The following is a 10,774-nucleotide window of genomic DNA, read 5'->3' on the forward strand; positions in this document are numbered from 1 at the left end:
CCTCAAACCGCGAACATTCTCCAGCGCCCAAGCGGCACTTGAGAACACCGCCCGCATGTACCGCAAAGACCTGTGGATCGACCAGGGTTTGCATGTCGAGGTGTGGACCGAGAAGGACGCCATCCGCGGTGTCGTCTCACCCATCACCGTCGAATACGACGTGCCGCTGATGATCTCGCGCGGTTTCAGCTCCGAGACGTTCCTCTATGAAACCGCTGAGGACATCAACGATGAGGGCTGCCCGGCCGTCATTTATCAGCTCGGTGACCACGATCCGAGCGGGGTCGCCGCCTGGGACGACATCCAACGCAAGCTGCGCGAGTTCGTCGACGACGGCATCGACGTGACATTCGAGCAGATCGCCGTCACCCCCGAGCAGATCACCGAACTGGCTCTGCCGACGCGGCCCACGAAGCAATCCGACACCCGTGCCGCGAAGTTCGTCGGCGAGTCGGTGGAGGTCGACGCCATCCCTGCCTCGACGCTGCGCGATCTGGTGCGTGACGCAATCGAGTCGTGGATCGACCCGGAGTCGTTGCGGCTTACCAAGATCGCCGAGGCGTCTGAGCGCGAGGTCCTGACCCGCATCGCCGATGGGTGGGAGGACGAATGAGTACGTCATCCCGGCAGGTGTCGTGGTGGTCGGTACGCGAGTTCATCATGCCCGTGCTCAATCAAGCCAACGACCGGCCGATGCTGGGCACGCCGGCCTGGTGCAGCCTGACCCACGATGATCCGCGAAAGTGGGCTGCGCTGCTCGACGGCGCTCAGCACTGGGCATTACGGATGGATTCATGCCAGGAGGCCCGCTGCGAGGCCAGCCGCTCGGTGTCTAGCGCGGTCGATTGGCCGGCCGTGTCGCAGGAAATCAAAGACCTCGGCGAGTTCTACACCGCGCGGCCCTGGCTGAGGCGGGAGGTCGTCTGATGGACTTCGTTTACGGCACCGACTACCCCGACACCGAATGGGTCGACCGCGACGGCCAGCCCCTCGACGACGACCCTTACTGGGATGTCCCGCCGCCCGATAACCCACCCGATGACGACCCAAATCAGGACCGTGGTACTGATGACCCCGGCTGGACGTTCATCGACGGCGCCACCTTCATCCTCGACCAACCAGCCACCATCCCCACCCTGTGGGGCCACGGCAACGACGTGCTGTGGGCCGAGGACGAGTCGCTGATGATCGCCGGGCCGATGGGCCTGGGCAAAACCACACTCGCCATCCAGTTGATGCACGCCCAGCTCGGCGTCGGCGACGGCCTCGTGCTCGGTCTGCCGGTGCCCGAACGGCCCGGCAAAATTCTGTACCTGGCGATGGACCGGCCCGCCCAGATCGCCCGCGCCGCCCGCCGGTTGTTCACTGAAGCGCAACGCCAGGTCCTCGCCGAGCGGCTGGTGATCTGGCGAGGCCCACCCCCGGCCGACATCGCCAAAAACCCCGGCCTGCTCAACGCGCTCGCCGAGAAAGCCGTCGCCGACACCGTCTACCTCGACTCGATCAAAGACGCCGCCATCGGACTATCCGAAGACGAAGTCGGCGCCGGATACAACCGGGCCCGCCAACAGTTGCTCGCGCACCGCCGCCAACTCGCCGAGCAGCACCACACCGTCAAACGCGGCGCCGGCGGCAAGGCGCCCACCAACGTCGCCGACATTTACGGCTCCGCGTGGATCGCCAACGGCACCGGCAGCATCATCCTGCTCTCCGGTGAACCCGGCGACCCCATCGTCGGCTTCAGACACGTTCGCGCGCCCGCCGACGAAGTCGGGCCGTGGCGGCTGCTGCACAACCAGCGCGCCGGGGTGCTCACCATCGAACACCACGTCAGCGTTTACGCGCTCGCCGAAGCCTGCGGCGGCAAAATCACCGCCAAACAGGCCGCCGCAGGCATCTACGAGACGGACGACCCGAGCCGCGCGCAGATCCAGAAAGCCGTCCGCCGGCTCAACGACCTCGTGCCGACAACCTTCACCCGCATCGACGGCGCCAAAGGCGGCGGCAAAAATGCGCGGCCCGCCGTTTGGCTGCTCCCCGGCGTGGACCCGTCCCAGTTCGTGGACCCGTCACTGTTCGGCGAGGGTGGCTCGGATGGCTGAAAAAAGTAATCACGGAGTAATCACGCGTTTTGCAAAACCGCAGGTAGAGAAATCACACGGGTTTTCGGGCCGAAAGTAATCACATGAGTAATCACGCTAATCACACGGCCCTTAATCACGTTCCTGGGTGTGTCTGTAAGACACACCAGGACGTGATGGCACCGGTTGGAGCCACCCAATGAGCCGCGCCGAACACCTGGGCAACTCCTCAAGAATGTGGCGCTTGGTCCTCGCCCGTTGTGAATACGACAGCCACGCCGAACAGCTCGTCGGTACCGAATGCCACGACCGTTGGCGTGAGATCGCCGACGGCCTGCTCGAGATCACCGCGCTGTTGCTCGCCGACCGCAGCGGCGCCGGCCTCAGATTCGTCGAACGCCAGATCGACCTCGCGATGTACTGCGAGCAGCGGGACCGCGACGAGCTGCCACTGGATCTCGGCATCATCGCCCGCCAGTTGGCCATATGGGACAACTACGAACAGGAGAGCGCAGCATGACCGCCAAAAAGCCGAGGCTCATTCCCGCCACCGCCCGCGTCGAACCGCAACGCAAACCCAGCCGGGCCCAGCGCATCCGCCAACAGCGCCAGGCAACCGCATGGCAGCAGCACAAGACCACCGCCAACCCCGGCGGCAAGAGAAAGGTGCTGGACGCGGTATACGGCAGCGGACCGTTGGACGTTGGGGTCATGACTGACCCCGCGGGCGCCCCGATCGCCGGCCCCGCCTGCACGGTCGCCGTCCTGGCCGCCGCCCTAGCCGACGTCGATCCAGATACCCCGATCGTCCTGCAAATCTCCGGATACAACTGGCTATGGCGCATCGGGGATATCCACTTGACAGCCTTTACTGAACACCATCACGTCGACGAGGCAACCATCGCATTGCCTCAGGTCTATGTGGTCGTGGAGGCAGACAAGGTAATCCGGTACATGCCAGGTGTCCCAAATGGGCCACCTGATGAGGACACCGCAAATTACCAGCGCGCTCGTAATTTGAACCACGTCGGCGCGCCAACTGACGCGAGTAACCATTCACAGAAACGGTGCCGTGGCCTCCTGCGCCGGTGGTGGAACAGTCTTCGCCATAGGCAGTGAATTAGGCCGAGGGCATTACAATTAAGCAGAGGACAAGGGAGAAAGCATGGCGACAACCGATAAGCCCTGGGACGGATCGGCCGCCCGATTCTCGATCGAGCAGTGGCGCCGAAGTTGTCTGATTGATCGAGGCGGCGACCGCACCAATAAAAACAATTTCGCCCTGCCCATCAAAGACCCTGACGGCGCCCTCAACCGGGGCGCCCTCGCGGCGGCGGCAGGCAGGCTAAACCAGGTCAAAGACATCAGCAGTGGCCAGCGCGCGGCGGCTGCACGCAAACTGATCGAAGCGTATGCCCAGGTCGGGATGACACCACCGGATCATCTCAAAGAGTTGGCCGGCAGCAGTGCGTCCACCGACGACGACAGCACCAGCTCATTGGAACGCTCCTTCACCAACTCGCGCGTGGAGCTGCGCTCCGGTGACGGCAGCCGCGTAATCGGCGGCTACGCCGCAACATTCAACACGATGAGCCGCAAACTCGCTTTCGGATTTGAACAAATTGACCCCGGCTTCTTCGACGAGAGCCAAGCCGCCGGCTGGCCTGAGGTAGTTGCTCGCTGGGACCATGATCCTTTCCATCTGCTCGGGACGACCTTCGCCAAAACCCTTACGCTGGCGGTCGATTCGCGCGGCCTAGACTACTCAGTTGACGTCCCGCTACACCGCGAGGACGTTCTAGAGCTGACCCGCCGTCAAGATATCCATTCCTCGTCATTCGCCTTCGCTCATGCCAGAGACGAATGGGAATACCGCAGCGGGAACCCGGTGCGAACCCTGCTGTCCGCAACCATCATTGATGTCGCACCGGTGTCCAGCCAAGCGGCGTACCCAAAAACCAGCGCCGCCCTCCGCTCATTATCGAGGCACATGGGCGCCCCGATTGCCGACGTGAAGGCGCTTGCCGCGCAAGGCGAGCTGCGCAGGCTTTTCGAACGTAGCGACATCGACGGCGGCGCCCCAGCGCGCACGTTGACCACTGCGCAAGCCGGAGCCCGCCTGGACGAACTGTGCGTACCGCGGCACGTCGCCATCGACCAGGAATACCGGCGACGGGTGCTATACCTCCACGCCAAAAGGGCGGCGTGGCATTAATCCGCTGCGGCGCAACAGAACAACGACGAAGGGAACACCATGCTGGTGAGGATGAGAAAAGATGTGCGCGGCAGCTTTTGCGGGATCCCAGCCGCCGGAGGCGACTGTGTCAGCGTGTACAGAGGCGCGCTGGTGGACGTGCCAGAGGTGTTCGGGTTGCGGCTGCTCATGAACGGGACGGCCCAAGAGGGCGGCGGCGACCTCGGTAAGGATGGCCAGATTCCGCCACCCAAGGAGCTAGCGAAAATCCGCGCCAGGATCGCGGAGTTGACACCGCAGGATCCGATCGACCAGTTGCGTGACAAGAAAATGGACCCCGCCGAGCGCGCGGAATTGCTGCACCGCGCGTTCAACATGTGACTTGGTCTGCCCGGATGCGCTCGGCTCATGGACGAGGTCGTCATCGGTGGAAACGGGTAGGCACAGGAAGCCCGGCGGGCGGCGATCTCCACAACACCGCCCGCCGGGCCCAAACAACGACGAAGGAGTAAGCGAATGGGTGCACAGGTACCACCCGAAGGCCATGACTGGCCGCTCGACCTCGACCAGGCGCGGTCCGGAGACAAGGCCGACAGCGACACGCCGGTGATCGGTGACGGTGTCCCGCAGGTACAGCCCGACACCCGTCAACCACGGGTGTCGCCGTCGAAGTTCACGTATCCCGAGCCCGGGCCGCACGGCAGCCTCAGCACGACCGGCTAGGTGTGCGCCCCATGTTCGCGCACGGAAGCGTCAACGTCCGCCGCCCCCTTCAACGGCGAGCGTCGACCGCACCCGGGCAGCGGCCGGCAGGCGGCGCGGTCAAGCTCAGCCGCGCCGCCCGCCGCGTTGAAGGAGAATGGCGCAAGAATGGTCAATTCGATATTAGCGACCATTCCCGCGTGAAAGGAATTACTATAAGCGTGAATAGCGTGGATAGAAACAATGGATAGGACGCGGCGAAATAATGGTGAGGATAAATGGTAAACCTAACATCCGTTCCGAACACATGTTAGGTTTTGCTATAACCGCAGGTCAAGGCAGGTCGGCCAGCAAACGCCAGGGGTTTGCTGTGGCGGCATCGATGCTGGTCAGTGGCATAATCCAGTTTTCTTTGCAATCAAGATCAGTCGCCCGGGGCGGTCAACTTCCTCGCGGTGTATGCGATGCTCAATCGAATTTTGAAAAAGTCTAACGCGCACAACAACTTTCAGACCGAGGGACATCACGAAATAGACTGATAGACAACGGAATTCACGAATCGAGGCAGGAATGGCCGGATCTCAGATCCCCCGTGCTCCAACCGGATTGGGGCCTCGCGGTAGGGCGTTGTGGCGGGAAGTCCACCGGAGTTACGTGCTGGACGGGGTCGAATCGGAGTTGCTGCATCAGCTGTGCGCCGTGCTGGATCGCTGCGACCAGATCCAGGCGGAGCTGGCGACTCAGCCACTAATGACATCCGGGAGCGTAGGGCAGCCGAGGCCGAACCCGTTGCTGGCTTGCCTCCGTGAAGAGGAAAAAATGCTTGACCGGTTGGCGAGTTCGCTGGGTGTGTCGATGCCGAATCGTGCGGGTGCGTCCAAGGGCTCGGGGCATGCGCGGAAAGCTGCGCAGACGAGGTGGTCTCGGGCGACTAAGGCGGCGGTGATCCCGATGAGGGGTGCCTGAGGTGTTGCGGCGTCCGGAGAACCCGGGCGGGCGGTTTCTGTTGAACGGTGTCTGGTACGACACCGAGGGCGAGTACCGGGAGGCGTTGCGGAAGCGTGATGCGCGGCGGCGTCGCGTTATGGCGTGGGCGGAGGCCGACGAACGGGGCGAGTCGTGGCATTCGTTCGATGCGCGGTGGAGGGATGAATCAGGTGATGGCTCAGGTGGTGCAAATTCACCGCCTGATTCGGGGTTTGTGCCGCCGCGACCGACATCAAAGCAGCAGACGGGACGGTGTAACCGATGCCGTTAATTTTGGATGTCCTGACCAAGATCGACGAGCGTTCTGCGGCGGCTGCGGCGCGGCAGTTGGAGCGCCAGTTTGAGGAGGGCGGCCACGCAGCCGGCACGTCGTTCGGCGCGAGGAAATTGTCACCTGGCCGTCGGCGATGAGGCGTAGAGTAAGCATCAAGTGGTGTGATCGGCATCCGCCCGCCACCGGTCAACTTTCGCAACCGATTACGCAAGTGGTTCGGCAGATCGTAACGGGACGATAGACGAGTTTGTCACGGTGTTCGATCCCGTCGTATTCAACCACGGAACCGGGAGGCTCCCATGTTCCGAACGCTGATCGCCTCAATCCTCGCCGTCGGCGCCGTCGCATTCGCCGCGCCCGCGCCGGTGCACGCCGACCCGGCGTGTGTCGCACCTGACGGTGGGCCGTGTGCCCCCGCGCCGCAGGGTTGCGTCCAAGCCGACAACAGCCTCCCGTGCTCGAGCAGCCTGCCGGACATCAACGCGGCCATCAAGAAAGAGCTGGACATTCTGGGCATCGGCCGGTGAACACCATCTTCCGAGCAACTGGTGGGCTTCCAGGTCCCCCGAGGGCACACCGGGGAGCGCTTGGGTGAACGGGCCCGTCCCAGTCCCAACGGGCCATGACCACATGGCCGCATGCAGTACGCCAGCCAATCTGCCTGCGGACCACGATGAATGAGCGGGTAACGCTATCCGGAGTGCGACTGAGCTAGCTCGTGGACCGCATCTAGCGGCCACGGTATTCCGTCTGGCTCGTCGTTCGCCGAGATCGCCCGGTCCCACTCGGGTTGGGTACATACCCACACAACTGGAAAATTGTGGCCCTGCATCGGCTTTCCTATTGCCCGCATTCGAACGATTGCCCCGCTGGCGGTCGTGGCGTCAACAAGGTCTCCGCGCTGAATGTTCATAGTCCCATCATCACTACTGCCAAGACGCAGCGGAAGAACTATCTTGTGGCATTTGCATTGCGGCAGAAAGTTATGGCAGACTTACGGCAGAAAGTTGAGCACGTTGCCGTAAGGAGACTGGCGATGGACACATCTGACGAGTCCTTCAAGCCGCCGTATATGTCGTTCCAGACGTTCTGGAACTTCATTGCCGAGCTGAGCACGAAGCCGTTACCGCCGCGTATCGATCGCTCGCTGATGTCCTCCAAGTCGGGCACTGACCAGTTCAACCTCACACTGGCACTGACATCGTTTGGGCTGGTCGACGACGAAAATCGGGTGCTCCCGCTTCTCGAGGAGCTAACTGCAGCCGACGACGAACAGCGCAAATCTATCCTCGCGAAGATGGTGACGACGAGCTACACCGAGCCTATGCGGGTATCTGGCGACCACGGAACGACCAAGGACCTGGAAGACGCCTTCCGTAATAGTTATCCGAGCATCGCGTCGGCAGATACGCGCCGGAAGGCGATCACGTTTTTCCTTCATGCGGCCCGTATGGCCGATATCGAGTTGAGCGCAAACTTCCCGAAGACGCGGTCGGGATCTGGTGCCCCTGGCCAGTCCAAGCCGCGGTCTAAGCCGAAGAAGAAAACGCCCAACACACCCGGGTCAGGGCAGCAGCGCGAACGGCCGACCACCGGGGGCGTCGAGGACGACATCGTGGTCAACCTGCGCACAGGCGGCACCATGCGGTTGTGCGTCAACGTCAGCCCAATCACACTCCGGGGCTTCGACCGCAACTTCTTCTTCAAAGCCGTCGACCTGCTCGACGGTTACGCCGCCGCCGCCGCGGCCGCCTACGACGACACGACCGAGACATCGGAGCAGCCCGAATCACCCAACCACACCCCCGAAGTGTGACCGCCTAACCAAGAAAGCAGTCCCCCCAAGTGACCGCCGTCTACATGTACGCCGACGAAACCGGCAACCTCGACTACGCACCGGCCGGCAAGGCCGGCGCTAGCGACTACTTCGGTTTCGGGACGGCCGTCTTTCGGGAGAATCACGGCGAGCACCTGTTCGGTGGCCTGCAACTGCGTGCAAAACTCGAGACTCGAGGTCTACACCTGCCAAAAGGTTTCCACGCGGTGGACGACTCCAAGCAAACCAAAAACGAGATGTTCGACCTGATTCGTGAACAAGCACCTCGATTCGACACCACATTCTTGGCTAAAGCCAGCGCCTACCCGTCTGTGAAGCAAAAAGGCGAGCTGTACCTCTACAAAATGGCCTGGTACCTCCACTTCAAGGAAATCGCCCTCCAGGTGTCCAACATCAACGACGACCTCTACGTAATCGTTGGCTCCATCGCGACTTCGGGCCGACGGGCGCAAGCGAAGGCCGCCATCAAGGACGTATGTTCACAGGTCAGCCGAGTCATCTACCTGTGCAACTGGAACTCGAGCACCTCATGGGGGCTACAGGTGGCCGACTACGGATTATGGGCAGTTCACCGCAGTTTGATGGGCAGACCTTGCCAATGGTTCACGCCCTGCGTGCAGCCCACGCTGCAGAGCGTCTTCCTGCCCTGGGGCCGAAAAGTATAAGTGCCGATTATCCCCGCTTTCGCGGGGAAGACACCCCCTGGGCGTCTTGTCACCGGCACTCGCCAGTGTGCCACACACCTCAGACAGAAACTACACCCGTGATGTTCGGCGCGCCCATCCACAGGGGCTACCAGCGCAGCGCGCCGATCCAACCTGACCCACTCAGCCAGTCGTCGAGCAGCTGGTCGACCGGCCCGATCCGCGGCGCCGGCGCGCCCACCTCGGCGGCTGTTCGACGCACAGCAGCGAGTAGCCGCAACTCTGAGGCGATGACGTCGAGGGCTCGCATCCCGGCAGCGTGCCCGCTTGCTTGGAGCGCCGCAATTCACCCCGCCAGCCGGGTAACGACCCCCTGCTAACAGGTCGGTCTTTAAGCAGCGGACTGACCACCGTCTAGATGCTGTCGGCGGCCAGCCCGTCGATCCGGGCCTGCCCGTGGCGGGCCCGACGACCGTGGTGGCCGACTTGCCGCGGCCGGTCTCAGCTGCCGGGTCGGCCGTCGGCGTCGGCGGGGCCGGGGGAGCCGTCGTAGCCAGGTTGGCCGCCGGGGCCGGCGGCGGCAGTGCCGGCCCCGCCGTTACCGCCGGCACCGCCGTTACCGCCGAGGGCGGCGGCTATCGGCGATGGACCGCAGCTTCTACTCCAGAGCTCACCGGCGAGGCCGCCGCGGTAGGTGCGCAGGTCGCCGATGCGTGGCGCACGGACACCAACGCGTAGGCTCCGCGCGACACCCACCCGCGCATGCGCGAACGCGGAAACCCTTGGCGCCGTGGAAAAGTACACCGCGATGCACGCCGGTTCAGCGGCGTGTGGGCGTGATCCCAGTGGCGGTGCTGGGCCTACGTACGTTTCACCCCGCGTCGTGGAGTGGCCCATGCTGCCGGCAGGCATCGGCGACCTCGGTGTGGACGGGTCGATCCCCGTTGATGACCGCCGGTGTTAGTCGGTGTTAGCCGACCTGACCGGCTCGGCCACGGCCACCGCAACCACGCCGGGGTGGCCGACCTGCCTTAGCCGACCTTAGCCGCGTCTTAGCCGGGCATCACGGGGTGGGGGTGCCGGGGCTGCCGGGCGTGCCGGCGGCGCCGGGCGTGCCGGCGGGGCCGCCGGTGCCGCCGGTGCCGACCCCGCCGCCGCCGCTTGCCCCGGCCTGACCGGCAGCGCCGACCCCGCCGCCGCCGCCGGCGCTGCCGCCGTCGCCGCCGAAGCCGCCGACGCTGCTGGGTCCGGGTGTCTGGGAGTTGCCGCCGCCGCCGCCGGTGCTGCCGGTGCCGCCGTTGGCGCCGTTGCCGCCAGTGCCGCCGTCGCCGCTGGACTGAGTGGGGCTGCCGACACCGCCAGTGCCGCCGGCCCCGCCGGCCCCGCCGGCCCCGGCGTTGCCGCCGGCCCCGCCGTTACCGCCGTTGCCCGACCCGGCGGCGTTGCCGCCGGCCCCGCCGTGGGCTTGCGGAACGCCTTCGCCGGTGCCGCCGTTGCCGCCGCTGCCGCCCGCTCCGCCAGGCGCGCCGGCGGAGGCCGCACCGCCGGTGCCGCCCTGGCCGCCGGCCCCGCCGGCCGTGCTGACCCCGCCGGCCCCGCCGGCCCCGCCGTTGCCGGTCCCCGCGGAATTCGTTTCATTGCCGCCGGAGCCGCCGGCCCCGCCGGGGCCGCCGGTGCCGCCGGTGCCACCGGCCCCACCGGTGCCGGCTGCCTGAGTGCCGTCAGCCGCACCGCCGGCGCCACCCTGGCCGCCGGTGTCGCCCGCAGTGGCGGTGCCGCCGGCCCCGCCCGCCCCGGCGTTGCCGTCCGCAGAGGTACCGCCGGTGCCGCCCTTGCCGCCGGGGTCGCCGAAGCCGCCGGTGCCGCCGGCCCCGCCGTTGCCGGCCGCCTGGGCGGTGGAGGCCGCGCCGCCGGCACCGCCCTGGCCGCCGGGGGTAATGCCGGCGCCGTCACCGCCGGCCCCGCCGTGACCGCCGCTGCCCGACCCGGCGGCGTTGCCGCCGCCGCCGCCGGCGCCGCCCTGGCCGTTGGCGATTCCGCCGGCGCCGCCTGGAG

The 10,774-nt window shown here is 65.3% G+C and carries 15 protein-coding genes; 13 read left to right on the forward strand and 2 right to left on the reverse strand.

Annotated elements, in window-relative coordinates:
* The 12 genes from ACLP9N_RS36720 to ACLP9N_RS36775 all read left to right on the forward strand — a co-directional run.
* Positions 1-613, forward strand: a 613-nt coding sequence (locus tag ACLP9N_RS36720) for a hypothetical protein (protein WP_442411994.1), incomplete at its 5' end; no start/stop codon positions are given.
* Entirely contained in the window at positions 610-927 is a 318-nt protein-coding gene (locus tag ACLP9N_RS36725) for a DUF2742 domain-containing protein (RefSeq protein ID WP_442411995.1), read from the forward strand. The genes ACLP9N_RS36720 and ACLP9N_RS36725, both read left to right, overlap by 4 nt.
* Positions 927-2,102, forward strand: a complete 1,176-nt coding sequence (locus tag ACLP9N_RS36730) for an AAA family ATPase (protein ID WP_442411996.1) — start codon at positions 927-929, stop codon at positions 2,100-2,102. The genes ACLP9N_RS36725 and ACLP9N_RS36730 overlap by 1 nt, the downstream gene beginning before the upstream one ends.
* A 178-nt stretch (positions 2,103-2,280) precedes the next feature.
* Positions 2,281-2,601: a hypothetical protein gene (locus ACLP9N_RS36735; protein WP_442411997.1), complete on the forward strand. Its 321-nt coding sequence runs from the start codon at positions 2,281-2,283 to the stop codon at positions 2,599-2,601.
* Positions 2,598-3,200 (forward strand): hypothetical protein, encoded by a 603-nt coding sequence (locus ACLP9N_RS36740; protein ID WP_442411998.1) that lies wholly within the window; start codon positions 2,598-2,600, stop codon positions 3,198-3,200. Before ACLP9N_RS36735 ends, ACLP9N_RS36740 begins: the two co-directional genes overlap by 4 nt.
* Positions 3,201-3,246: 46 nt before the next feature.
* Entirely contained in the window at positions 3,247-4,296 is a 1,050-nt protein-coding gene (locus ACLP9N_RS36745) for an HK97 family phage prohead protease (protein ID WP_442411999.1), read from the forward strand.
* Positions 4,297-4,335: 39 nt separating this feature from the next.
* On the forward strand, positions 4,336-4,656 hold the full coding sequence (locus ACLP9N_RS36750) for a hypothetical protein (protein WP_442412000.1): 321 nt from the start codon (positions 4,336-4,338) through the stop codon (positions 4,654-4,656).
* 135 nt (positions 4,657-4,791) lie between these two features.
* Positions 4,792-4,998 (forward strand): hypothetical protein, encoded by a 207-nt coding sequence (locus ACLP9N_RS36755; RefSeq protein WP_442412001.1) that lies wholly within the window; start codon positions 4,792-4,794, stop codon positions 4,996-4,998.
* Between the two features lie 549 nt (positions 4,999-5,547).
* Positions 5,548-5,943, forward strand: a complete 396-nt coding sequence (locus tag ACLP9N_RS36760) for a P27 family phage terminase small subunit (protein ID WP_442412002.1) — start codon at positions 5,548-5,550, stop codon at positions 5,941-5,943.
* A gap of 594 nt (positions 5,944-6,537) precedes the next feature.
* Entirely contained in the window at positions 6,538-6,765 is a 228-nt protein-coding gene (locus ACLP9N_RS36765; RefSeq protein WP_442412003.1) for a hypothetical protein, read from the forward strand.
* Positions 6,766-7,058: 293 nt separating this feature from the next.
* Positions 7,059-8,054 carry a hypothetical protein gene (locus ACLP9N_RS36770; RefSeq protein WP_442412004.1) on the forward strand — a complete coding sequence of 332 codons (996 nt, stop codon included), beginning with the start codon at positions 7,059-7,061 and terminating at the stop codon, positions 8,052-8,054.
* A gap of 29 nt (positions 8,055-8,083) precedes the next feature.
* Positions 8,084-8,740 carry a DUF3800 domain-containing protein gene (locus tag ACLP9N_RS36775; protein ID WP_442412005.1) on the forward strand — a complete coding sequence of 219 codons (657 nt, stop codon included), beginning with the start codon at positions 8,084-8,086 and terminating at the stop codon, positions 8,738-8,740.
* A gap of 127 nt (positions 8,741-8,867) precedes the next feature.
* Here ACLP9N_RS36775 and ACLP9N_RS36780 read toward each other — a convergent pair whose 3' ends face one another.
* Positions 8,868-9,029, reverse strand: a complete 162-nt coding sequence (locus ACLP9N_RS36780) for a hypothetical protein (RefSeq protein ID WP_442375486.1) — start codon at positions 9,027-9,029, stop codon at positions 8,868-8,870.
* Between the two features lie 146 nt (positions 9,030-9,175).
* On the opposite strand from ACLP9N_RS36780, the gene ACLP9N_RS36785 reads away from it, so the two are divergent.
* Positions 9,176-9,457 (forward strand): hypothetical protein, encoded by a 282-nt coding sequence (locus tag ACLP9N_RS36785; protein WP_442412006.1) that lies wholly within the window; start codon positions 9,176-9,178, stop codon positions 9,455-9,457.
* A gap of 325 nt (positions 9,458-9,782) precedes the next feature.
* On the opposite strand, the gene ACLP9N_RS36790 is transcribed toward ACLP9N_RS36785, so the two are convergent.
* On the reverse strand, positions 9,783-10,774 hold a 992-nt coding region (locus ACLP9N_RS36790; RefSeq protein WP_442412007.1), incomplete at its 5' end, for a hypothetical protein.

Source organism: Mycobacterium sp., from assembly GCF_052144515.1.
Classification (GTDB): Bacteria; Actinomycetota; Actinomycetes; order Mycobacteriales; family Mycobacteriaceae; genus Mycobacterium.